Here is a 24443-nt window from a genome sequence, read left to right as displayed (position 1 = left end):
CAAACTTATTCGCGATTTCCTGCGTTGCCAATCCACAAAATGTCAGTACCATTACTGACAAATTACTGACAGCATGAAAGGGAAGTCACAAAAATCAGCCGACAATGCCAAATTGGGCGGTAGTCTTCACGTTTCCGAACAAGTAGCATCATACACTACTCTCCCAACAATTGCTCCGGTGGTGCGGGTATTGCCCGAAAAAATCGACTCTTTCGAGGTGATTGCCAAGTCGCGTCTGGGGCTGGGTCATGCTGAAGTTCGGCGCGTGGCCACGTTGCTGGAGTTGACCATCCGAGAACTATCTATCCTGCTGTCCCTGAATGAACGTACCATGGCCCGCCGACTGGTTGAAGGCTCGCTGAATAAAGTAGAGTCCGAACGGCTGTTGCTACTAATGGCCCTGGCTGCGCACGGTCTGCGGGTTTTCGAAGACCAGGGAAAATTTAACCGATGGCTGCGCCGACCGCTGGAGATGCTGAGTAATCAGACCCCGCTACAAATGCTGGACACGGCTACCGGCTTTCAGGTAGTGGATCAGGTGCTGGGCCGCATCGAGTACGGGGTGTACAGTTAGGCAATGAGTTTGGTGTACCGCATTCAGAAAAGGCAGTTTGTTGACTCCGTGCTTACGGGCGAAGGAGCACGACTTAATGGTGGTCGCTGGAATCCAATGGGCGTTCCACTCCTATACACGTCCACCACGCCAGAGCTGGCGTTGCTGGAAACATTGGTTCATTTGAATGGTACGCCTATCCGCGACCTGCCTCCGTTTGTGTTGCTTACCATTGAGTTACCCGCTTCGGTGGAGGTAGTTGAGGAAGATGGCTTACCGGTGGACTGGGATCAGATTCGGTTTCCAAATACGCTTCCTTTCTTTCTGGTACCCAGATTTACTCCTACATACCCCACTTTAGCCTTTTCCGTACCATCCATTATTTTGCGTAATTCCCCTTCCCGAAATATTCTGATTAATCCGGTACATCCGCTGATGGATCAGGTGAAGGTTCTGACTGTATCAGCGCACGAATTCGACGAACGGTTGCAGAAATAAGGGGTAATCCATGAACCCGTTTATAGCCAAGGAGTTGTACTACTATGCAAAATATTAAAGACTTATTCGATGTATTTCCCCAGCCCGGTAAGGTGGAATGGATGGGCATCCGCCCTGTCCGGCGCGAACCCGTGCAGATAGTGGAGACCATTACGGTTTCCGAAAAGAAAGGCATTGTGGGCGACCACTACAGCGGGCAAAGCGGCAACCGGCATGTTACGCTCATTCAGGCCGAGCATATTCCCGCAATAGCCGCCCTCGCCAGTCGCGACACCCTCGACCCAGCCCTATTGCGACGCAACATCGTGGTGTCGGGCCTGAACTTGTTAGCCCTGAAAGATAAGCAGATTCAGTTAGGTGATGTGGTGCTGCAAATTACCGGTCAGTGCCACCCCTGTTCCAAAATGGAAACGGCTTTAGGACCGGGTGGCTACAACGCCATGCGCGGCCACGGCGGCATGACTGCTAAAGTGATAAACGGCGGGGTAATACGGGTTGGGGATGCGGTTAGCGTTACGTCAACAGAAGCTAATTAGCGTGAATCACTAGCTAGCCCCCTGCAAGAACGCGGCTATTTCCATACCCCAGGCAATGCCGATGTGAATGAGCAATCCACCCCAAATACTACGGGTGCTCAATGCCAGCGCCCCCAGCAGATAGCCACCGAACAACGAAGAAATGGCCTCGCCTAAGGGTCGGCCAAAGTGGATAGCACAATACCAAACGACCATTGGTAATACAGCCCCGTGCCCCAACACCCTGACCATACCAATGACCAGGAAACCCCGAAACATCAGTTCCGTCGGGACGAAATCCCAGCCATAACACAATTCGTAAATCAGCACCGTTACCCACTCCGGCACCCCGAAAAACTCATCGGCGTTTGTGTCCCGGTACGTTGGGTAGGCGTGTAGGAAGTCCGGCTGAAACGATGCCAGTGTAATCAGCGGAATCATCAGGGCCAGCAAAATCAGGTACAAAGCCATCCCTTTTCGCTTCGGAGCTATGCCGTAAAACTGGCTCCGGTACGGATCGGCGAATTGGTAGAACAGAAACAACGGCAAAACAATCGTCAGTACCGATTGCAGGTTACGCAGGCAGTAGTAAGCAAATTCAAAAATCTGCCCGCCAAACAGTTGGCTACTCCAGGTAGTCTGTCCCCAAAAACCGGCATACAGCGAGTAACTAATCAGGGCAACCCCACTACGAAGCCAGAATGCCCGGTTTCGCCAGATGTCGGGCCGGTTATGGAAGTACGTCCAGAGCCAGACGCTACCGTAATAGGCCGTTGCATACAAACAAAAATACAGGGCTGGCCTAAATGGCTTACCCTGATACGCGTCGATGTACTTGTTTTCTAGATTAAGGGAGAAGTTAACGGTAAGGAGCAGGGCGGCCCAAAGCGCCGTTGCTACGTATAGATCGGGCCGAAAATCAAGCCGGAGATGGTTGCGAAGGTCTTGCCAGAGTACTTGCACGGGCTGTCTGACGTTTATGAAACGGCCCGTAGCGATTGGACCGTTCCACAAAAAACGACTAAAATCCCTCCTTCTCCGCTTCCTTATCTTTTTTCTTCTCCTCCTTTTTCTCCTTCACCAGCTTCTGACCCGGTTGTGGTTTAGGCTTCGGGGCCGATTTGGCTTTGGTTTTGTACTGGTCGAGGTACCGGTCTACGAACATCGTCTTTTCGTCGACTGTTGCCGGAAAAACCTCCAGGCTTGCCTTACCCGAATTCTTCGACCCGGCCAGCAGTCGATCGTTGATGTCCTGTTCCGACGTGATTATAGCCAGTTGCCCCAGTGCGTCGGGGGTATTGCCGGGTTTATAATCGTAGAAAACCCACACATCCGGCGATGATTCCAGGTAAATACTGGCTTCGTCCCCATTCACGGTCTTTCTTATTTCGACAAAACCATCCATCTGAGCGTTAATATCCGTCGCCATGATGTTCGACACACCCAGTCGGCCGGTACTATAAAAAGCATTATACTTGGTAGACCAGCGCATGTTGGCATTCGCCAATACCAGCATAGCGTTTAGTTTGGGCGATGCCAGATTGAGGGCTACGTGCTGATTCTGCGCTTTAATCCGGTACGCGTCCACTGCCGGCTGGCCAATTAGCGGCACCAGTTTATCAGACAGGCGATTCAGGTCATCATCGGCGGCTTCGCTATTACTTTCCTCCAGATTCGTTTTTACTAGTTTATCCGCGATACTGGTGTTAAGCACATCGGGAACGGGGAACGTGAAGGCCAGAAACGTATTGAACCGATATTGGCTACTATCAATGTTTACCCGTGCCGAACCCGATGCCAGCAGGTACTCTTTGGGGGCTGCGTTCAGCAGGTTAAGCTTCCCTTTAAACGTCATCACACCACGGGCATCGTTGAAGGTGAAATCGTTTTCTACCTCTTCGGTAATGGCCACGCTCTCCGCAAAACCCGTTTTTGTACTGTCCGCCTTCGTGCTGTCGGTGGCAACCGGTATAACTACGTCGGGCTTTTCGACTGGTGCATCACCCGCTTTGGACGAAATGCGGTACACGTTACCTTTCTCATCGTACCGCATAATGCCTGTCGCGGTAAAGAGGTCATCGTCTCGGGAGTCCTCTTTTGGTGACAGGAACGTTGGATACATGCCCGCACCACCCAGGCGAAAATGAAGTCCGGCTACCAGTTGCTGATTGCCTTCGTTTTTAAGGTTCTTGTCTACTTTTATTTCGAGTCGTTCGGCTACTTTCTCTTTGAACGGAATCCAGCCCGCCACCAGATCTGGACGTTTTTTCAGGGCGGGTTTAATAAATCCATCCATCGCCAAATCGGGGGCTGGTGCCTGCATATCGATATTGCCCTTAAACAGCATTTTGGGCGCTAATTGCAGGTTATCTACTTCATCCACTTCGGCGTGGGCAACGGTAAAATACGTAGTGGCCAGCTTCGGGTCACCAGCCCGTCCGGCACGACGGTTCGTTTTCTTCGCATCGGCGGTTAACGAAGCCGATGCCACTGCCGGGGCTTCTTTCAACTCGAAACTACCCATCTTGATACTCGCCGTATCGCCCTTTGCCGTAGCAAACTGGTAGGTAGCATCCCCCGCAAAGCGCGTCCGGGATAGTATCTGAATATTGCCGTTCTTAAGCCGGTGAAACAAATTGATGGTGTCCAGTTCCAGCCGGGCATTTTTTAGCGGTGCCATCTCGCCGTTTCGTCCGATAGCCACCAAACCCTTCGCCGGGTAAATCCGGGCATCGGCGGAGGTCACGTAAGGAACCCCGCTAATGTTCAGCGTGCGCTTTTCAGCATCGTATAAAGCCGCCGACCCATTGAATGTCAGCCCCTCCTGTTCCTCGGCAGTAGCGGTAAAGGTGGATGTTTTCACATCGCCTTTCATGGCGATAGTCTTGGCATTCAGGTTCCACTGGGCCCGGTTGATGTTGGTTTTATAGGCCGCAAACGGGAAGTCCATGCTGGCCTGAACGGTATCGTCCAGGCTTTCCTTCTTATTGATGGCCAGCCCAACGATGCCTTTCGTCTGGTTGAAATCGACGTCAACGCTATTACCCACTAAGATGGGCTTCCCGGCGGGCGTTCCCGGTGCTTCTTTGTCCGAAATAATCTTAAAATCAGCATCATTGGCCAGGAAGCCCTCTTTGTTGAATTTGATGGTGTTCGAAACCGTTTCGGAGTCTTTCCGGCGGAGGGTTCCATTCCCAAACAGCCCTGAAGACCGGACGACCAGGCCGCCCTCCAGATTGGTTGTCGCGTTATAGAAGTTGAAGTTGTTCTTCTGGGTTGTAATGACCATGCTGTCCTCTTTAGGCCACCATTTCAAACTGAAGTTGTTGAGCTGTACCTGCGGGAAGTAGCTTTTCCCCACTAACCCTTCCTTTATTTCGCCCTTCTCACCCGATGCCAGCAGCGAATCGGTCATGAACAGCATACCATTTGTATTCAGACTGGCGGTTAAGTGATTGAGCGTACCCTCAGCCCGCAGTCCACTTTTATCCATAGTCAGCTCACCCGTAAATTTCACGGTGGAGGGAGTAGACCCTTTCTTACCGGCGTAAACGGGGTATCCTGCAGCGGGTGCTTTGTGTACAAAGCCCAGGGTATTATCGGGCATGGTGACGAGCTGCGCCTTAAATGGCGGAAACATGCCATCGGAATGGAACGTACCCACAAAGGCAATCTCGCCCTTGCCGAGGCTATCGTTGTCAATGGCCGGAATCTTGAAATAAACCTTCTGATTGTAGGTAATATCGCCCCGAATGGGTTGGTTGAAATAGACGGTCATCCCCTCCGGCATAACCAGTCGTTGGGTCGTTTTTTTACCTTTTATCTGGCCCGATTTATTGTCGGCCCCCGCCAGGAAAACGGTGCCTGCCTTCTCATACTTGATATCGCCCCCTATTTCGCCTTCTTTGCCCTGCGCGGCCAGTTTCTGCGACGAGAACGTGATGGAGTCGATTTTATTCAGCCCCATCGAGAATTTGTCGTAATCGAATTTGAGGTCCTGACCCGCGTACCGTAACGTTCCGGCTTTCAGTTGTCCATTGAAGGTAAAATCGCGTCCCTTACCAATTTTGAGCGTTTTGTCGGAAGGAACTCCGAAAATTTTCAGGGAATCGGACAGTACGAAGCGGTTAACACCCCGGATGGTCATTATTTTATCATCGAGGTTGATGGTCGCATTCTTGATACTGTCATTGGACGCAAACAGGGACTGAACCTGGAAGTTATCATAGTCCTGTTTCTGAACGTTGGCCAGCACATACAGGATACCTTTGCGGCTCAGGCGCATCAGTTTTGTGTTATTGTCCCGGTCGATATACCCTTCCAGCACCATACGATTCAGTGCTCCCCGCAACGAAACGGGGCTTACCTGTTTGGCAAACTGCATGATGTCGTCGTCCAGGAACGTCTGCTGTTTTTTGGTCGACACGTAATTCGCCACAATCTGGAGCGGATGAAACCCGTAATCGACTGTTAGGTCGGTGTATCGTTGCGGATGAAAATAATCGAACGATTCAAACCGCACTGGTACTTCGCGCTTAGCTCCTACCTGATAAAAATCAACCTTTCGGCGGGGCAAATCCCAGCGTACCACTTCGGGCTCTATATAAAATTTGTGGTACGAATCAGCGTAGGGAACACGGGCATAATCGGTTCGCTGCTCGCGGTCGAGCCAGGCAATGCGCTGACTTTTATCGTACCGGAACTTGACGGCCGGGTGCGTAATGGAATCACTCCCCACGTAACCGATAAACGCGGCTGAGTTAGCCGAAATCATCGGGCGTGCACCGGCAACCTTAGCTGGCTCGGTGGTGTTGAAACCACCGTTCTGGGTAGAATCGGCAGGAGCAGTTTCAACGGGCATATCGCCAATGGCGAAGTCGAACCGGCGGCTGCTGGCTTTGAGAGCTGGTTTTCCATTGTATTTTACCGTTAGCTGGGCAGGCTGACCACTGGCCGATGCGCCCACCATCTGCGTTCCCGACAGGGCCAGTCCACCCTGGTAGTCAACATCCGGCCCCAGATCAGGAAGTTTTACGTCGTTCTGCCACGACATGAATCGGGGATAGGTGATCGGCCCGGATTTCTTTTTGCTTACGTACTCGAATACACCTTTGATGGGCTTCGATTTTTCGTACGTCAGCGTCACATCATCGGCTTCCAGACGCGGACTCATGGTTGTGAGTGCGTAGTCTGTCAGCGTCACGAAAATATCGGGTCGGCCGGCGGTTTCCCAGGTAAATTTACCACCCTGCCCAACCAGTATGCCGCTTTTGAGCATCAAATCGCCACTGGTATTTGCCAGCACCGCTGAATCACCATTGGCAACCATCGCCAGCGAAACATCTTTTAACGTAATGACTGGTCCCGAAACGGATGGAATCGGCTTGCGCTGTGGAATGTACTGAACGCCCAGCGAGCGCGGCTGACTGGAATCCGAACTAGCAGGGGTATCCCAGCCATCGAACCGCGACCGTTCGGCCGATGCTTTGGCCGAAGCGGCTGAATCAAGCGTTGCCTGCGACACGCCGGGCTGACCCACCACCGGGTTATCGTCTACATACCGAAACAGAAAGGAGCCACCCAGCGCGTAGAGTTTGTTGTACGTACTGGCGTACAGTTCGTTCCGCTCCAGAAAACGACGGGTTGTTTCCAGGCTGCGGGCAAAAGTTTTGGGGTCATTGGCCTCAAATAATTTCTCGGCTATGGTCAGTAAACCGTCCACATTCGTAGCCGATTGCTGCTGCCCAGCCAGGTAAATAGACTCATAAAACGGCGCGAAGTAGGTAGCGGGGGCCAGCCGTTTCTGATTCATTTTCCGGCTCAGGACCATTACCCGCTCCTGCTGCGAAGCCGAGAGCCGGTTTTCAGACCAGGCTGTCTGCAAATCGGTACCCGCCCGAACGGCTACCGCCCCGCCCGTTGCCATTAGTTTCTGCACCTCGGCCATAAACTGGTCCGGCTTGTCCGAAATCCGTACCGCCTGCCCAAAGGACAGGGTGATGGACAAGATGGTAAGGGAGGTGCTCAGAGTAAGAAGTCGGTTCATTTTATAAGTGCTGTATGAATCCCATCAGTTTGGCACTCCGATGAAGCGGGGCGGCCCGTAAAGGAAATGATAATCCTGAAAGAATAAAGGAAAGACTACTTCTGAAACAGCAGTGAAGTCCACTCCTGATTAGTCATAGAAGTAACGAACGATAGGCCCGTTTCTGTCGCTTTTTGCTGAATATCTATCGCATCATTCTCGTAGAACCCACTGACCAGCAGATACCCATTACTTACCAGAAAATCAGTATAGGTCGGTATTTCAGCCAGTAGTACGTTTCGATTGATATTGGCAACGATGATGTCGTATTTATCAGCTGAATTAACATCCTCAATGGTACCCTGAAACACCGTGATTTGTGGGCAATCATTCAGGTCAGCATTCTCGCGGGCGTTCTCCACAGCCCATTCTTCAATGTCGAAAGCTAGTACCGCTTTCGCGCCCATTTTGGCCGCCAGAATAGCCAGAATCCCCGTTCCACTGCCCACATCCAGTACTGTTTTCCCGGCAAAATCCAGGGCTAGTTGCTGTTCCAGCATCATGGCAGTGGTTTCGTGGTGGCCCGTTCCGAACGACATCTTGGGGTTAATCACGATGTCGTAACGAAACCGGGCATCTTTCTCGTGAAAAGATGCCCGGACCCGGACTTGGCTCGCCACTTCTATCGGCTCGTAATCGCGCTCCCACTCAGCGTTCCAGTTTCGTTTTTCTAACGAACTAACTTCGTAGGCTATTGCGGTCTGATCCGCGTATTTGGCAATCAACTCGTGTACAGACTCCTCGCTGTAATCCGACTCAATGATGTACGCGTTCAGGCCATCCTCGGTCTCTACGAAGGAGTCAAAACCAAGTTCGGCCAGTTCGGCAGTGAGAATATCGCTATAATCGGGCGACAGGCGCAATTGAAGTTCCAAGTAGTTCATGCGTCAAATTTTAGTTTTTTTTCGGCTACTTTCCAACCTTTTCCTACTTCGCCCGCCCTTTAGTGCGAATCCATTACAAACCGCATGTTTCGCTTGGCAACACCGCCCTCCATATCTGAACAGGAACTCGTTCAACGTTGCCGGGCAAACGACCGGCTGGCACAGCGGACCCTGTATGAACGGTACAGCCGGGCCATGTTTTCGACGGCCTACCGCATTACCAACGATTTCGATAATGCCAATGATGCCTTGCAGGACGCATTTGTTGAGGTGTTCCGGAGCCTCGACCAGTTTGCCTTCCGGTCGACGCTGGGTGCCTGGATCAAAACGATTGTGGTACGGCAGGCTGTCCGGAAGCAGCAACTGGAAGGGCGGTTTAGTACCCTTGACGAACAAATGCACGACCAGCCCGCTCCGTTTCGGGATACGCTGACCGGCGCTGAGTTGGACGCAGCCATCCGAACCCTGCCCGACGGTGCCCGAACCATTTTTTTGCTGATTGAGGTGGAAGGCTACGCCCACAAAGAAGTGGCCCAGATGCTCGGCGTTTCGGAAGGCACCTCAAAATCGCAGGTGAGCTACGCCAAAAAACTATTGAGACAGCGACTATCATGAACGACTCCTTATCGCAACTACCCGAATTTGACCCCCGCCCCGACCTGTGGGCCCGGATTGAAGCCGACCTCAACGCCGATGAACACTTGAGTCGTGTGGTTCAGGCCCTGCCGGAGTTTGCGCCCAAAGCCGGTTTATGGGCAACCATCGAACAGACCTTACCAACAGAAACGCAGGTCAACATTCGTCCGCTCTGGCAACAGCCCCAAACCTGGCAACTTTGGGCAGGTCTGGCGGTGGCCGCTATGCTGGTATTTGTTGGCAGCTGGCTGTTTCTGCGGCCCGAATCAACGGAAAAAGTACGCGTTGAATACGCCGTTGAGCAATCCAGCATAAACCAGAAAGCAGATTCAGGCGCATTTTCTGATGAATCAAATGCCGACGAACGGGCCGAGGAGTTCATCAACCGCCAATGTGCCGAAGACCGGTACGTTTGCCAGCGGCCCGAAGTCCATGAACTCCGCAACCAGCTCACGGAACTCACCGAAGAGCAACAGCGGATTGAGGAACAGCAACAAGTTTTTGGCGATGACCCGGCCCTGATCAGGGCGCAGGTGAAAATCGAGAACCAGCGGGCCGAAGTCACGAAAGAACTGATTACCCTATTACGGTCATGAAAATCTATCAATCACCCCACCCCAGCCCTTCCACTGAAAAGCAGGGGAAGGACTTAAATAACAAGCTTTTCACGTCCCTCCCCTTTTTTCAAGGGGAGGGGTTGGGGTGGGGTATTCTCATACTCCTTCTCCTCTCCCTGCCAGCCCGTTCGCAAACGCCGGTGCAGGTGGTGACGCGGGTTATCGAGAAAGAGTTGCCTTACATCGACGGGCAGCGTGTTCGGCTGACTGCTCAGAAGGCAGACATCACGCTGAAAGGCTGGAACCGGCCAACGATATCGGTCAAATTACGCTTGGTGGCTAAACACCCTGACAAGGCCACGGCTGAGCGAGAAGTAGGGTATCACCAATACGTATTGCAGGCCGAAAAAGGGCTGATCGACTTGTCGAATCGCTTCGTGATTCCGCAACGGGGCGGTAAGTTGCAAAGCCAGCTCAAAGCCATTTATGAAATTAGTCTTCCCAACAAAGCATTGCTGACGCTGTCCAATTCCTTCGGTGACATTCACCTGAGTGACCTGGCCGGGGACGTAAACCTGACATTCGAATTTGGCAAACTTGCCTTTGAAGATGTGAGCGGTAAGGTGTCAATTTCCTCCAGCTACGGCGATATTGATGGGCGCAACATGACGGCGGTGTTGACGCTCAAAGCCGAAAAATCCGATGTTACCCTGCGCGATCTGGGCGGCACCGCCAACCTGAAAAGCCGTTACGGCAAGCTGTCCATCCTACCGGCCAGTACCCTCGATGCCCTGACCGTTGACGCTGCCCGTACCGAGATTCTGGTATCGGTCAATCGCCTGTCCGACTTTCGGTTTGACGTTATCTCCACTTTCTCCGACATCCGGGTGCCGCAGGAAGTAAGCGACCAGGTGAGCAAATACGGCGGCAAGCAGGTGTTCGGCTACCAGCCAACGGGCCGTAAACCCGACATCAGGATTCAAAACAGTTATAGCCCCATTACCATTCAAGACGGAAAATCAGTAGTCAACCGATAAACACACGACACAATGAAAACAACTTCACTAAAAACCAGCCTGCTGGTTGTACTGACAGGGTTAACCGCAGGTTCTGCCCTGGCGCAGGAATGGTCCTTTGGGCCAAAGGCCTACCTCGGCCTGAGCAAGCAGGCTACCGTTGGCAACCAAGTGCAGATTGGCGATGCCAGCTTATACGGAGTCAATTACGGCGATGCGATTGGCAATTCGGTGGGGGCTTTTGCCCGGTTCGACCGCCCCCGCTGGTACGCACAGGCAGAGGGAATGTATGGGGCTTATTCGTTGACAAATGCGTCGGTTAGCAATGCAAGCGGTGGGTCTGCCATTTACCCCGGCATCCGGCGCTCCGACGCCCGGCTTATAGCCGGTTTCAAACCACTACCCTGGCTCCGGCTGAATGCGGGTTTAACGACAGCCTTTAACCAGCCAAAACCGAATAGCTATGCCAGCCTCATCAGGACGTTTGAGGGCTACACTCCCCCAACGCCTTCAGAAAAACAGCGTGTTGACAGCCAACTGGAACAGTACCGAATTTCTGAAGCCGTGTACAACAGCTACAAAAAAACGAACCTGGAAGGGCAACTCGGCATTGGTGCAGATATTGGCGGCCTGACCCTCGACCTGACCTACGCCCGAAGCCTGACTCCGGCGGTTGATGGCATTACAGTGCAAAACCAGACCTACGCCTTCAAACAAAACTACGGTTACTGGGCGCTTGGGGTGGGTTACAAACTCTTTCCGCTGAAACGCCATTTGCTGGCTCCCCGCAAGAACAAGGCATACGCCCGCATCAAACAGGACATTCCCTTTTACCGCAATGAGTTTTACATAGGCGCTGGTCTGCTGGCCGAAGACATTGGCAGTCAGGCTGTTTATGAAAACCGGTACACCCGCTATCTGACCCGGCGGCTGGGCATTATGGGCAGTCTAACCTATTCGCACAATTTCCTGAACAGCAACGACGATTATCGGGCGGGCTTTACCAACCAGTTCGCGCTATTGACCGGTGTTCGGTTTCTTCCCCTGTACAGCCGTCGGCATACCATCGGCATTACTACCGGCCCGATGCTTACCTATACGGATGAGTTGCAGGGCACCTTTGGTCGGCAAACGATAAACGGTCAGTTAATCAACTCGCTGACGCTAACGCAACGGTCGGCGGTGAAGGAATTACAAACAGGCTGGCATAGCAGTATCGACTACAATTTCGCCCTGACTGACCGGCTCATCGTTGGTCCCTGGCTTCGGTTATCCGGTCAGTCGTTTATTATTCCCGATTACGCCAACGCCGGCATTCAGGTCGGTTATCGCTTCTAACGTTTTATGAAAACTACCCTCATTTTTCTTTTCGCAATCAGCGTGGGCGCCGTGGCCCAAACAACTGAAAATCGCCGGTTCGAGGTGGAAACCGGCGTGTCTACCCTGAATCTGCCTACACCCTACCGGGCTGGCTGGCACGTTCGGCAGCAGCTTACGGGTTACCTCCGGCCCCGGCTGGGAATTGCACTGGGCGTTGGCTGGGGTGCCTCGGCTAATAACGACCCCCTCGCCACAACTGACCCGGCTAACCCCGGCCTCTACGCGCAACCCGACCCGGCGCAGCTTCGGGATTTTTACAGCCGACAGGATCGCATGACCGATTTATCGCTGGTTTTACTGCCCGTGTTAACGAAGCGTCATCAGCTAAAAGCGCAGGTTGGCTTGTCGGTGTACCGCCAGCGGGAGATTCGTGTCGACAGTATTTTCCGGATAAACCCACGCTTTCCAAACTACCAAACAACCGGTAAACTGACCAATACGAGTCGGGTGGTACCCATGGCCGCGGTAGGCTACGATTACCGGATTTCGTCGCGCTGGGGTGTTGGCATCAATGGTGTGGCGTATTTCACCGGCAATGGTGCGCCTGCCACCACGCTGGGACTGCGTGGCACCTACCGGTTTGGTCTCTCCGCCGATTCATTGGGAATGAACCCCATTTCCTGGAACGAGTTGCAGGCGGGCGTTCGGCTGGGGGCCGGTCTTGTGGGCGAAAACGGCATGGGTCCCGGTGGTCGGTACCGAACCCGGTTTGTGGGTGGTCTGTGGGCGGAGCTGCCACTGTCGTTAACGTGGGCTGTGCGGGGCGAAATCAACTACGCGCAACGCGGCTACCGCTCGGATGAAGTCAGAACCGGCACCAGTCGGTATTTGTCAAACTTTGCCAGCCTCAACTACCTCGAAATTCCGGTACTTTTCCGCCATGAGGTAGCCTATGGCTGGCACTTGTACGCGGGGCCGTATGTCGCCTTCCTGATAAACGGCTACACCGAGACGGAAGGCGTCCTTAACCCACCCCTCAACGCAAACTCCGTTACCGGCCTGGTGGTGGGCGCTTCCTACGCCCTCACCAACCGCCTGTCGGCCGACCTGCGCTATCAGCGCGACCTGATCCAGATTTCCAGTGCGCCCTACGGCGGTTTGCACTCGGCTCAACTGGGCATAAGTTGGGCGTTTCAGAAACCGTAAAACAAACAGGTACAGTTGACCCGTTTTAGTGGTTGGACCGTTACCGCTACTAACCTGGGTCATCTCGTATGAAAAACGCCTTCCTCGTCATTGACGCTCAGTTCGACTTTTGCCATCCCGACGGTGCTCTGTTTGTGCCGGGTGCCGAACAGGATATCGACCGTATCGCTACACTTATCCAAACCTATCCTGACCAGATTGACCATATCGTTGTTACGCTGGATACGCATCACAGTCTCGACATTGCCCATCCGCTGTTCTGGCAGGATACGGGCGGTAATCATCCGGCTCCGTTTACGCAAATTACGGGTGTCGACGTAGATGCCGGTCGATGGATACCGCGTTTTTCGGCGGAAAAAGCCAGAGCCTATGTGCATCAACTCGAAGCCGACGGGCAGTTTACCCACTACATCTGGCCGGAACATTGTTTGATTGGTTCACATGGGGCGGCTTTGCATGACACGTTGTTCGATGCCCTGAAAGGATGGTCGCACCAGCGTAATCGGGATTATGTAGCGGTACAGAAAGGATTATATCATTTAACCGAACACTTCGGCATTTTTCGGGCGCAGGTGCCTGACCCGACCGTTCCGGAAACGCAACTGAATACCGCGTTGATTGACGATTTAGCCCGATTTGATACTATTTATCTGATGGGCGAGGCCAAATCGCACTGCGTGGCCAATAGCCTGAAACAACTCCTGGACTTTGCGCCGGGCATCATTCCCAAACTTACTATTGTAACGGATTGCATGTCGGACGTGACGGAACTTGGTCATCTGGCGGACCCAATTTTTGCCGAAGCACGGGCCCGAAACGTCAGTTTTGTCCAATCAGACGGGGTTTTTAGCTAAAAACCCGTACCTTTTCGGCATTATGGAAAAGACGCTGTCCCTATTCCCGCTCAACTTAATCGTGTATCCCGGTGAGGATTTGAATCTGCATATTTTCGAGCCTCGTTATCGGGAGCTTATCAACGAATGCCTGGAAGAAGAAAAGACATTTGGCATCCCGGCTTTCATCAATAACAAGTTGCCCGGCTATGGTACCGAAATGCACGTGACCACGCTGCATAAACGCTACCCCGATGGCCGGATGGATATAAAATCAAAAGGACTTGGTGTTTTCAGACTGGTTAATTTTGAGAACCCGGTGCCGGGTAAACTGTACGCAGGGGGCGAGGTGGAACTGGTAGAACAGGGCGATAATTTCAGTGCCCACGCAACCGCCCTTACCGAACGACTTGAACAACTGTACAAATTATTGCAGAGCGAAACGGATTATAATGCATCAAGTAGTAATCTCTCCTACAAGGTAGCCCACAAGGTAGGGTTATCTATTGAGCAGGAGTATGAATTACTAACCCTCGAAAGCGAGGCCGAACGCCAGTTATTCCTGATTCAGCACCTCAACAAAGTCATACCGGTAGTATCGGACATGGAGCGTACCAAGCAGCGAATCCAAATGAACGGTCACTTCAAAAATCTCGATCCGCTCAATTTCTAACCCCTTTCGGAACGCAGGATTACCGTTACCCTCGCTCCTCCACTGTTCCTATCTTTTTGGCTCGTTTGGGTAGCTGTTCAGCCAGTTCCTTGAGATTTTTTATGGGAGGGCGGGGCTTTTCGGCTTCCCCGATAACAAAACCATAGGGCTTGAGCGCATCCACCGAATCAAAAATAACTTTAACGATAGCCGTCATGGGCAGGGCCAGTATAAGGCCCGGCAGACCCCATATGTTTTCCCACAAGATGAGTACAATAATGGCGGCCAGTGGGTTAATACTTACTTTAGAACCGACAATGTAAGGGGTAATGAAGTTGCCCTCGATCATCTGTACGAACAAAAATACGCCAATAACGCCTACCGCCTTCAGTGGATCATCCTGCGTAACCAGGGTATAAGCAGCTGGAAGTAGCGAGCCCAGTGATATCCCGAAATAAGGAATGAGCACCAGACAGGCCCCGAAAAAGCCGAAAAACACAGCGTAATCAACCCCCAGAATTAACAAGCCAACCGTCATGAGGGTACCGATAATCAGAATAACCAGCACCAGACCAGCCAGATAGTCTTTTACGACATCATAGATTTTACCCATTATTTCGTCAATTTCTGACCGACGAACATCGTTGAATACCTTATAGAAGAATGAGCGAAAAAAGTCCCGGTAAAGCAGGAAGAAAAAAGCGAATAGCAGGATCAGAAAAATGTTGGTCAATATACTAGTGGTAGCCAGCAGGGTTGTTGTTAGAATAGTTCCTCCTTCAGACAGGGCTCCGCTCAAATACTTTTTGATTTCAGTCAGTTGCCGTTGCCGGTCTATATTGAGTTTCTCATCGGCAAACGTTTGAATGCTGTTTATGTATTCGTTTCCCCGTTCAACAAACTTGGGAATCACTTCAGCAAAACTGCTTATCTGGATTGAAATACCCCAAAACAGGGCCGTTATCACCCCTAGTGTCAGTATCAGACACAAAATAATTGCGACTATCCTGGGGACTTGCCAGTTTTCCAGCCGCTTTACTAACGGGAACAGGAGCACGGCAAATAGGATGGCGAATACCAGTGGTATCAGTAATCCTTCCAGCGTGTGCAGGCCATAAATAATAATGACCATCGACAGCAATACACAGACCAGTTTGGCATAGTAAGGCAGTTCAAGTGTCCGGAAGCGAATGTTCATAGTGCAAGTAATAACAATGGTGTATACGGGTTGTTATTTTTTTTGTATTTGCCTCATTTATCAACCCTCCTGTAGCATCGGGAGTAACTCCGTTTGCTACCCTTCGCCTTACACTACTGTAAATTAATCAACTAGTTTTCAGGTATTGCCGATTGATTGGGCTTCATCAAAAGCTGTTAAGTTTTTGTTAAGTATGCATTTAAGCTTGGTAACGTTGTGGATAAGTCGCGTAACTTCGGGCTGTTTACGTGCCTCCGATAGCACGTATGGTGTATAGAAACAAATCACTTTACCAACTTCACTTCACATGAGTGCTGCCAAAGCTGCTCAACCTTTACACCGTGTTTTAGTCGTCGATGACGACGCAGACATCGTAGAAATGCTCGAATACAACCTGAACAAAGAAGGCTACGATGTTCGAACGGCTACCGATGGACGCAAAGCCATTGAAACGGCTAAAACGTATCTGCCCGAACTGGTTCTGCTCGATATTATGATGCCTCATATGGATGGCATTGAAACCGGCCGACAGCTTCGTGATATTGCCGACCTGCGCCAGACGTACATCCTGTACCTGACGGCGCGTTCGGAAGAGTACTCTGAAGTGGCGGCTTTCGACGTTGGGGCCGATGATTATATTACCAAGCCCATCAAGCCCCGTGCCCTGATGAGCCGAATTAATGCCCTGTTTCGGCGGGAAGCCCAGAAAGCGGACCCCGGCGAACAGATTACCATTGCCGACCTGCTGATTAATCGCAAAAACTACTCGGTTACCCAGAATGAAAAGTCTGTCATTCTGCCAAAGAAAGAATTTGAGCTATTGTTTTTTCTGGCGCAGCACCCTAACAAAGTGTGCAGCCGGGAAGAGTTGCTGCAAAAAATATGGGGGGCCGACATTTATGTACTCGAGCGAACGGTAGATGTTCACATTCGCAAACTCCGCGAAAAAATTGGCGACACCCACATCCGGACCCTCAAAGGTGTTGGCTATATGTTTACCGACCAGAATGAATAAACGTTAAAGTGTGAAAGAGCGAAAGAATGAAAGCGCGATTCCTGATACGGCCGATCTCTCATTCTTTCGCTCTTTCACCTTTACTTTTGTGCCATGTCCCTGAGTCCCCGCTTTATTGCCCTTTTGCTGGCCTGCCTGATTTCAGCACTGACGGTTGCCTTTCTTACGTTTGTAGAAGGGGTAACCACCAGTATGCTTTTTGTTGTCGGGCTTTCGTCGTTCGCCATTTCCTTCTTTTTGGTTCTGTACGCTATTGAACTGCTGGTTTTTCGGGAGGTCAATAAGATGTACAAAACGATTCATCAGCTTAAAATCCGCGATTTCAGTATTTCCCGAAAGTCGATCATCAAGAATACAAACCCGTTTAAAAAACTGAATGACGAAATCTTCGTTTACGTTGCCAAGAAGCAACGGGAAATCGACGAGCTGAAGCGGCTGGAGCAGTTTCGGCGGGAATTTCTGGCCGACGTATCGCACGAGTTAAAAACACCCATTTTTGCCGCCCAGGGCTACATCCATACCCTCATCGACGGCGCTGTTGACGACGAAAAAGTACGGGATAAGTTCTTGTCGAAAGCCGCCAAAAGTCTCGATGGCCTCGATGCGCTGGTGAAAGACCTGATGGCGCTGTCGCAACTGGAAACCGGAGAGGTAAAAATGAACTTCAGCCGCATTGACCTGACGCATGTTATTCAGGAAATTTTTGAGCAGCTGGAAGGAATTACGCAGTCAAAGAACATAGATCTCTCGTTAAAGACCCCTTTATCAACACCTGTGTGGGTAAAGGCCGACCCGCAACGCATTACGCAGGTGATTAGTAACCTGGTTGAAAACGCGGTGAAATATGGTAATGAAAGCGGTCGGGTTATCGTCAGTCTGGAAGAGGAGAAAAAGCACATTCTTGTATCAGTGCGGGATAATGGACCGGGTATTCCTCCCGAACACCTGAGCCGGATTTTTGAGCGGTTCTACCGCGTAGAAAAAAGCCGTTCAAAAGACCGGGGTGGCACGGGACTGGGGCTGGCCATTGTGAAGCACATTTTAAATGCGCACAAAGCCAAGATTACCGTAATGAGCAAAGTTGAGAAAGGAACCACCTTTCGGTTCAAGCTTGACCGGATGGATTGATTCTACAGCGTTCAGATTAGTCTTTTCAGCAGGAAACTTGCCACAATAATTTGTCCGTTGCGTCGAACCAGCACAGATATCTCCTTGCCTTCCCCTTTTTGCAGTATTTTATATATCTCGCTGATTGTCATATCTTTAACGGTGTTATTGTTGACAAAAAGCATCTCATCCCCTTCTTCCAGACCCGCCATATCGGCTGGGGAGCCTTCTACCAGTTTGTCGATATAGTAGTTGTGAAAGCTTTCTCCTTTTGCCCGGAGTTCCATGCCACTCATATCATGCTCAAAACTCTCGTGTAGCAACCGTTTTATGGGCTTCATCACAATATATTGCTCAGGATAGTTGAACGTAACTTTAAACCGGCGTAGCAACTCGCAGCCTACATTACCCTGGCGTTCGGGCATATTAACCAGTTTCATACCAAAGGCCATGCTATCCGGAAACGATGCCAGAATATTATCCAGTTCATACCGGCCAAAACGGATTTTTTCGATGCGGCCAAGACAACCGTTGATAACGCCATTCAGCCCCCGTCCCAATTGGGCCCGTATGTTCTTTTCGGGGATCTCTATAGCTCCCAAACTGCGGGTCCGGTCGAGCAACAGCGCGTGGCCCGCCCCCGTATCCAGCACTACGCGTAATGGCATTGTTTTCTCCCCATCGAACACAGACAGGGCATCGGTATAGGCTTTCGTATCTTTAATAGTAATGGGATACCGGTCCCCTTTTTGTTTTCTGTACTTGAACTTTTCAGGTTTCATGATAATCAGTTCATGCCGCTGAAAATCAATATTGACCACAAAATTTGCGAATATTTCATACCCAAAAATTCCGTGTACTGGTGTGCCAACGTACTCGGATAGTTTGAGCAGATCTTCATCCAGGATAACGATATTGTGGTGCGCGGCTTTAAGGCCGCCCATACTCAGGCTATTATTAATGGCTATGGAAGCGGTTAGGCTCCCTCCCTCTCCTGCTCCGTTCAGTTTGATTTTTCGGGTAAGTGTCAGTGGCTTTTCACGAAAAGCCTCAGGGTCAGTAATGATGGTATTACTAACCCCTGTATCCAGAATAAAATACAGGGTATCCGACTGGTTTATCTGAACCGGAACAATAATCAGATTGGAGTGAAGCTGAAAAGGGATACGGGTGGATGTACGGTTATTAGCGATAAAAAAGCCATACTGCTCCTTGTCCGGCGTACGGTGCTGATGGTCGTCCCCCCGTACATCAAGGCAGGGTACTATAAGCCCGATTACCAGTAGAAGCGTTTTCATAATAGCTGTTATTTAACATTGAAATTACGCATTTTTTATCAGAATAACACAAGAAATAGCAACGAAGTTTAATGCACGCTGGTCTACACCCTTTTATAGTTGACCAGTAGACAAAATTTACACCACTCTGCAAATGCCCCTTTCGGTAGAAAGCCTTAATTTCGCCGGTGATTGACCTCAAACAGCAACCTATTCTGAGGTTTAGACATGCTTTTTAGCTAATTATTACCTACTTATGCGTAAGAAAATTGTTGCCGGCAACTGGAAAATGAACAAGACAGCCGATGAAGCCCAGGCGCTGCTATCGGAAGTAATCAACCTGCTACAGGAAGAAGCTTCCTCTGCTACTGAGGTAACGGTAGTATTATGCCCCCCTTCTCTTTATCTGACTATGGCTCAGCAGCAGGTAGCTGGAGCTGGAAACGTTTCGGTAGGGGCTCAAAACTGCCACGAAAAGTCGTCTGGAGCCTACACAGGCGAAATTTCAGCCCCTATGCTCAAATCCATTGGTATTGAATACGTCATTCTGGGTCATAGCGAACGGCGGCAGTATTTCGATGAAACCAACGCCCAGTTAGCCGAAAAAGTAAACAGCGTCCTCGAAAGCGGTCTTACCCCTATCTTCTGCTGTGGCGAATCCCGCGACCTGCGTGAAAACGGGGATTACATCGGCTTTGTGAAGAATCAGCTAACCAACAGCCTGTTCCACCTCTCACCCGAATCGTTCAGCAAAGTGGTCATTGCCTATGAACCAATCTGGGCCATCGGCACCGGTTTAACAGCCTCGTCGGCGCAGGCACAGGATATGCATTTTGAATTACGCCATCACATTGCGGGACAATACGGCGATGAAATAGCGCAGGGCACGTCCATTTTGTACGGTGGCAGTGCTAATGCCCAAAACGCGGCTGAGTTGTTCGCCCAACCGGATGTGGATGGCGGCCTGATTGGTGGAGCGTCGTTGAAAGCCCCCGATTTTATAACCGTTGTGAAAGCTGCTCAGTAAAAGCACCCGACGGCTGGGGTTAGCCCCAGCCGTCAGTAACTAGTATGAAGGCAGATTATTACGTCGAAACGTTTACGATGACCGCCCATCCGGAGGGCGGCTACTTTGCCGAAACGTACCGGTCTGGTGAGGTGATTGCACAGGCAGCTTTACCCCACCGGTTTCGGGGCCCCCGGTCATTTGGGACAGCCATTTATTTTTTGCTGGAAAGCCATCAATTCTCAGCTCTCCACCGGATTCAATCCGACGAAATCTGGCACTTCTACACGGGCCTGCCGCTGGAAATTTCCGTTACTTCGCCAGCGGGTGATTTGACCATCATTCGACTGGGCAACCGTCCCGACCGGGGCGAGGTGTATCAGGCAGTAGTGCAGGCCGGATGCTGGTTTGGCTCAAAGCCCGTTTCGGACGTTGAGCCAACCGACAGCACTTTCTCGTTGGTTGGCTGTACCGTAGCCCCCGGCTTCGACTTTGCCGATTTTGACCTAGCAGACCGGGCTACGCTGCTGGCCGAGTTTCCGCAGCACCAGGCCCTTATTAGCCGACTGACTACCTGAAGTTTACGTTACCAAATTTGGCTACAACCTTCACTTTTGTACCGGAGCCATTACCCACTTTACCGATATACTGCTTCGTCAGGCGTGCCCCTGGATTAGTATCTTTTTCGGAGGGCTGTCTGCTGAAATGCATGGCCGGCCCGGATGAGTAGTTAAAATTACCGTAGCTTACCGTTACGTTGAAGTCGCAGTCGGTATCATGGTCCATTGGTAGCGCAACTGACGAATAGGCGGCCTGAATGTCGACGTTATTAACCGTTTTTAGTAACTGGTCGATGCGAAACCCACCCGAGAAGTCAAGCTTTATTTTGCCTGACTCGTGTAGCGTTCCAACCTTGCCGCCCGAATAGTTGATATCGGCATCCAGTTTACCCACCTCGCCAATATTCATTTTGCCAAATTTATTGGTCAGCATCAGCACGTTGGCTTTCTCCAGTTCGAGCGAGGCATAAGCAATGGTTAGCTTTCCTTCGTCGAGCCGGTGAATGTTGGCTTTCCCGTATGCCACGTCGATATCGTTCTGGCGGCTGGTGAGTTCATCGGTACTGCTAAAGTTACCATATCGGCTATGCACGGTCAGTGGCGCATGGAAGGAAGGAATCAGGGTATTGCCGAATTTATTCCGAATAGACAGAGCATTCTGTTTGGGCATCATAATGTCGTAGTCAATCTTGACGAAATTACGGTCGCCCCCTTCTTTCCATTTGCCCATGCTCCAGTTCGAAACGTTGCTCTGGCTAAAGTTTGTACGGATCACAATCTGGTTTCCGTCCCGCTTTTCGTCGATGGAAACCGCATCCAGAAACGTCTGCACCCGTTCATCGGAGTCGGAATTAGCCGTAATCACAATCTGAACCCGAATTTCGGCTTTATCCCACAGCCTAACCGAAACCTGGCCGAACTGGTTATCAATGAGCAAATTATCTTTACTGTCTACGTCAAAAAGTTTGATAATCGTTTTCTTCTTTTCAATAGCCCCAATCCCTTCGGCCCAGGTTACAAAAGGAACCAGGCAGAGGAGAGCACTATACAGGATTCGTTTCATTGATTTGTCGTTTAATGCGCTGAATAACGCGAAACTGTTCATTAAGCAGGTTAATCTGAAGTTGTAGATTCTGAATCATGGCCTGAATCAGCACTTCCTGATTCGGGTTTTTCGGAAAATCAGCTTTCAGCGATCGGTACGATTTTTCAAGACGGTTCAGGTCTGTCGAAAATTCCTGGTACAAATCGGGGTTGTTTTCGGTCATCTGTTTTAACTCGGCCCGTTTGTCGTCAATAAGCCGGGTGTACTGGACAACTTCTTTAGCGTAACCGGGGCTGGCTGCTACCAATAGGGGCTGTTGCGCAACACCATATTGGTGATTCATGTAAAATAAGCACCCGGCCAGTAATAATACAGCAATAGAAGCAGCCACGCGCCAGTTGAGAATGGGCCAGCCAATTTGCTGCCCACCAGACTGGCGATTAGACTTATGCACCGCCCGAAATGGACTGCTTCTATCGGGCACCTGCTTATCCAGACCCGCTTCTATTTTTAGCCATAGGTCATGGGCAGGTTCCTTATCGTCAAATGCTTCGCGGTTGTCGCGGACGAAGCGTTCCAGGTTATCTTTTTTCATAGGTAGTGTCGACTTCCGCTAAGGTTATCGTTCATTATTGATTAGTTAGTTGAGTATGTTATAATAATTCCAGCAATCGTTTTTTACCCCGTAAATACTGCGTTCTCGATGTTGTTTCGCTGATACCCAGTACATTTCCTATTTCTTCGTGGTCATAGCCTTCGAACAGATACAGGGACAATACGACCCGGTACCCTTCGGGCAGTAGCTGCATAGCCCGTTTTACCCGGTCCACTTCCAGTGTAATAGCCTCTTCGTCGACCGGCTCCACATCGGCAAAATCCAGCCGTTCGGTCGAGTCGCTGTCGACCTCACCGGGTCGGTACGAATCCAGGTCGACAAATTCCAGCCGCCTGCTGCGCAACTGGTTGATAGCCCGGTTCACCACAATCTGCTTCAGCCACGCGCCAAACGTACTCTGACCCCGAAAGGACGCGATATGGCCGAATGCATCCATGAACGCTTCCTGCAACACGTCTTCGGCTTCGGCTTCATGATTCAGTATCCGCAGGCAAATGTTATACATTGCCTTCACGTAATGCTGATAAAGGTCATACTGGGCTCGTCGCTCACCCTGTTGGCAGCGTTTGACCAGGTCGGCATGGCGGTCCGGGTAAGGCGGTCCAACCGGTCGGTGAGCCGTATCTCCGCCGTCCTGTGCCGGACGGATGCGGTTTCGGTTTGATTCCAACAGTTTCAGCAGCTCGCAGTGATTTAGGGCATCAACAAAAGAAAGATGCAGGAATAATGGGAATGTTGCATACTAATTTAGAAAAAATTCTCGTTTAGGCATTCGTTCGGTTACCAGCCTGTTTTTCTGCATCTTAGAGGTGTAAATTTCAACATCCGGTATGTATAATTTCACGCTCCTCAACCCGCCACTCGTTCATTAAGACGATGAAACGAACTCTCCCCTGGGCCATCAGCATGTGATTAGTGAGCTGACGGTAGTACTTGGAATTTTCTTTTATCGGAAAGGAAGCATAGTGTTGGAGCGATTACCTGAAACACCGCTGGGCGAAGGGCCTGGTCATCCAGATTATCATCGAAGTAGCCCAGCCCCGAACGGCTTACCGGGACCTGAAGAAAATTATCCACCTTATGGAGGAAGACTAGGGCATTCTGGAAGGATTCGTTTACAATGACCATACGCATGAGTAGTGGCGATACGGCAAAGGAGACGGGGCGTTGCCACTAATTAGTCGGTATCGACGCTGATGGACGTGGATATGGGGCCAATGGCCTAAAAAATCAGGCAAACAAATCGGCTACGGCGAATTGAAAGTCAGGTAGAATAGGAGCCGCCGAAATGATTTCTGTCCCTTTGTACGCTTTCGACTCGTCGGGGGATGAGTAAACGTAAATTTTTTGCTGTCCAGGAACAATGTACCAAACTAATTGAGTACCCGCATCAAAGTAGTCCTGAATTTTATCTGTAACATCTTTATAGGATTCGGAATCGGACAGGATTTCGATGGCAAACAGCGTCGCCAGGTGTTGCCCGGCCCTCATTTCCGCGATTTGTTCAGCCGTAAAATAGGCCAAATCAGGCCGACGTTTACGAGTGGAATCAATGTAAGCATCCATTTCCTGAAACAACTCACCTCCACTCTGAAAGGCTGATGTCGCTACAAAAATCCGGGTGAGGAATTTAATAATAAATGCTTCCAACTGCTTCATTTCTTTCTTTTCAATAATACGCCCCCGAACAAACTCATAACTCCCCTCATGAGCATATTGCTCCTGCCATTGCTCAAACTCCTCCACCGTTTTTAGATGAGTTGGCAACAGTATGTCTGATGTTTGTGCAGTAGTCATAGCGTTTTGAACGTTGGCCATCTCCTCAAAGATACCCTTTTGTGACAAGGCCCCAACCAAATTATTT

Annotated in this window: 23 protein-coding genes; 14 read left to right on the top strand and 9 right to left on the bottom strand. The window is 50.8% G+C overall.

Annotated features, from left to right (window positions below):
* Positions 1 to 73 precede the first annotated feature (73 nt).
* Genes parS through B156_RS0122210 form a run of 3 tightly spaced genes read left to right on the top strand, consistent with a single transcriptional unit; the run spans position 74 to position 1587 of the window.
* On the top strand, positions 74 to 574 hold the full coding sequence (parS, locus tag B156_RS0122220; RefSeq protein ID WP_018622001.1) for a type II RES/Xre toxin-antitoxin system antitoxin: 501 nt from the start codon (positions 74 to 76) through the stop codon (positions 572 to 574).
* Positions 575 to 577: 3 nt separating this feature from the next.
* On the top strand, positions 578 to 1051 hold the full coding sequence (locus B156_RS0122215; protein WP_018622000.1) for an RES family NAD+ phosphorylase: 474 nt from the start codon (positions 578 to 580) through the stop codon (positions 1049 to 1051).
* 44 nt (positions 1052 to 1095) lie between these two features.
* Positions 1096 to 1587, top strand: coding sequence for an MOSC domain-containing protein (locus B156_RS0122210; protein WP_018621999.1), 492 nt, complete (start codon positions 1096 to 1098; stop codon positions 1585 to 1587).
* Between the two features lie 9 nt (positions 1588 to 1596).
* On the opposite strand, the gene B156_RS0122205 is transcribed toward B156_RS0122210, so the two are convergent.
* From B156_RS0122205 to prmA, 3 genes are all read right to left on the bottom strand, one after another.
* Positions 1597 to 2529 (bottom strand): CPBP family intramembrane glutamic endopeptidase, encoded by a 933-nt coding sequence (locus B156_RS0122205; RefSeq protein WP_018621998.1) that lies wholly within the window; start codon positions 2527 to 2529, stop codon positions 1597 to 1599.
* A gap of 58 nt (positions 2530 to 2587) precedes the next feature.
* Entirely contained in the window at positions 2588 to 7612 is a 5025-nt protein-coding gene (locus B156_RS0122200) for a hypothetical protein (protein WP_018621997.1), read from the bottom strand.
* A 95-nt stretch (positions 7613 to 7707) separates the two neighbouring features.
* Complete coding sequence (gene prmA, locus B156_RS0122195) at positions 7708 to 8535, bottom strand: 50S ribosomal protein L11 methyltransferase (protein WP_018621996.1); 828 nt, start codon at positions 8533 to 8535, stop codon at positions 7708 to 7710.
* A gap of 84 nt (positions 8536 to 8619) precedes the next feature.
* Here prmA and B156_RS0122190 point away from each other — a divergent pair, with 84 nt between their 5' ends.
* From B156_RS0122190 to B156_RS0122160, 7 genes are all read left to right on the top strand, one after another.
* Positions 8620 to 9150 carry an RNA polymerase sigma factor gene (locus B156_RS0122190; protein WP_018621995.1) on the top strand — a complete coding sequence of 177 codons (531 nt, stop codon included), beginning with the start codon at positions 8620 to 8622 and terminating at the stop codon, positions 9148 to 9150.
* Entirely contained in the window at positions 9147 to 9767 is a 621-nt protein-coding gene (locus B156_RS0122185) for a hypothetical protein (protein WP_018621994.1), read from the top strand. Before B156_RS0122190 ends, B156_RS0122185 begins: the two co-directional genes overlap by 4 nt.
* Positions 9764 to 10765, top strand: a complete 1002-nt coding sequence (locus B156_RS0122180; protein WP_018621993.1) for a DUF4097 family beta strand repeat-containing protein — start codon at positions 9764 to 9766, stop codon at positions 10763 to 10765. Before B156_RS0122185 ends, B156_RS0122180 begins: the two co-directional genes overlap by 4 nt.
* 12 nt (positions 10766 to 10777) lie before the next feature.
* Entirely contained in the window at positions 10778 to 12082 is a 1305-nt protein-coding gene (locus B156_RS0122175) for a hypothetical protein (RefSeq protein ID WP_018621992.1), read from the top strand.
* 6 nt (positions 12083 to 12088) lie between these two features.
* Positions 12089 to 13270: a porin family protein gene (locus tag B156_RS30470; RefSeq protein ID WP_018621991.1), complete on the top strand. Its 1182-nt coding sequence runs from the start codon at positions 12089 to 12091 to the stop codon at positions 13268 to 13270.
* Positions 13271 to 13338: 68 nt separating this feature from the next.
* On the top strand, positions 13339 to 14124 hold the full coding sequence (locus B156_RS0122165; RefSeq protein WP_018621990.1) for a cysteine hydrolase family protein: 786 nt from the start codon (positions 13339 to 13341) through the stop codon (positions 14122 to 14124).
* Positions 14125 to 14146: 22 nt separating this feature from the next.
* Positions 14147 to 14776 (top strand): LON peptidase substrate-binding domain-containing protein, encoded by a 630-nt coding sequence (locus B156_RS0122160; protein ID WP_018621989.1) that lies wholly within the window; start codon positions 14147 to 14149, stop codon positions 14774 to 14776.
* A 25-nt stretch (positions 14777 to 14801) separates the two neighbouring features.
* Here B156_RS0122160 and B156_RS0122155 read toward each other — a convergent pair whose 3' ends face one another.
* A complete protein-coding gene (locus B156_RS0122155) occupies positions 14802 to 15953 on the bottom strand; it encodes an AI-2E family transporter (RefSeq protein ID WP_018621988.1) in 1152 nt (383 codons plus the stop codon).
* Between the two features lie 307 nt (positions 15954 to 16260).
* Here B156_RS0122155 and B156_RS0122150 point away from each other — a divergent pair, with 307 nt between their 5' ends.
* Entirely contained in the window at positions 16261 to 16968 is a 708-nt protein-coding gene (locus B156_RS0122150; RefSeq protein WP_018621987.1) for a response regulator transcription factor, read from the top strand.
* Between the two features lie 93 nt (positions 16969 to 17061).
* Positions 17062 to 18096, top strand: a complete 1035-nt coding sequence (locus B156_RS0122145) for a sensor histidine kinase (protein WP_018621986.1) — start codon at positions 17062 to 17064, stop codon at positions 18094 to 18096.
* 11 nt (positions 18097 to 18107) lie between these two features.
* Here the strand turns inward: B156_RS0122145 and B156_RS0122140 are convergent, their stop codons facing one another.
* Complete coding sequence (locus tag B156_RS0122140) at positions 18108 to 19373, bottom strand: aspartyl protease family protein (RefSeq protein WP_018621985.1); 1266 nt, start codon at positions 19371 to 19373, stop codon at positions 18108 to 18110.
* A 235-nt stretch (positions 19374 to 19608) separates the two neighbouring features.
* On the opposite strand from B156_RS0122140, the gene tpiA reads away from it, so the two are divergent.
* Positions 19609 to 20379, top strand: coding sequence for a triose-phosphate isomerase (gene tpiA / locus B156_RS0122135; protein WP_018621984.1), 771 nt, complete (start codon positions 19609 to 19611; stop codon positions 20377 to 20379).
* Positions 20380 to 20423: 44 nt separating this feature from the next.
* A complete protein-coding gene (locus tag B156_RS0122130) occupies positions 20424 to 20936 on the top strand; it encodes a cupin domain-containing protein (RefSeq protein ID WP_018621983.1) in 513 nt (170 codons plus the stop codon).
* Here the strand turns inward: B156_RS0122130 and B156_RS0122125 are convergent.
* The 4 genes from B156_RS0122125 to B156_RS0122105 form a co-directional block, all read right to left on the bottom strand.
* Positions 20929 to 21981, bottom strand: a complete 1053-nt coding sequence (locus B156_RS0122125; RefSeq protein ID WP_018621982.1) for a DUF4097 family beta strand repeat-containing protein — start codon at positions 21979 to 21981, stop codon at positions 20929 to 20931. The genes B156_RS0122130 and B156_RS0122125 overlap by 8 nt on opposite strands.
* Positions 21962 to 22558 carry a hypothetical protein gene (locus tag B156_RS0122120; protein WP_018621981.1) on the bottom strand — a complete coding sequence of 199 codons (597 nt, stop codon included), beginning with the start codon at positions 22556 to 22558 and terminating at the stop codon, positions 21962 to 21964. Before B156_RS0122120 ends, B156_RS0122125 begins: the two co-directional genes overlap by 20 nt.
* A gap of 58 nt (positions 22559 to 22616) precedes the next feature.
* Positions 22617 to 23249: an RNA polymerase sigma factor gene (locus B156_RS0122115; protein WP_018621980.1), complete on the bottom strand. Its 633-nt coding sequence runs from the start codon at positions 23247 to 23249 to the stop codon at positions 22617 to 22619.
* A gap of 560 nt (positions 23250 to 23809) precedes the next feature.
* Positions 23810 to 24376 carry a Uma2 family endonuclease gene (locus tag B156_RS0122105; protein WP_245563800.1) on the bottom strand — a complete coding sequence of 189 codons (567 nt, stop codon included), beginning with the start codon at positions 24374 to 24376 and terminating at the stop codon, positions 23810 to 23812.
* Between the last annotated feature and the right edge of the window lie 67 nt (positions 24377 to 24443).

The organism is Spirosoma luteum DSM 19990 (genome assembly GCF_000374065.1).
GTDB lineage: Bacteria > Bacteroidota > Bacteroidia > Cytophagales > Spirosomataceae > Spirosoma > Spirosoma luteum.
The sequence above is the reverse complement of the archived record's forward strand: the minus strand, read 5'-3'. Positions and strand labels throughout refer to the sequence as shown.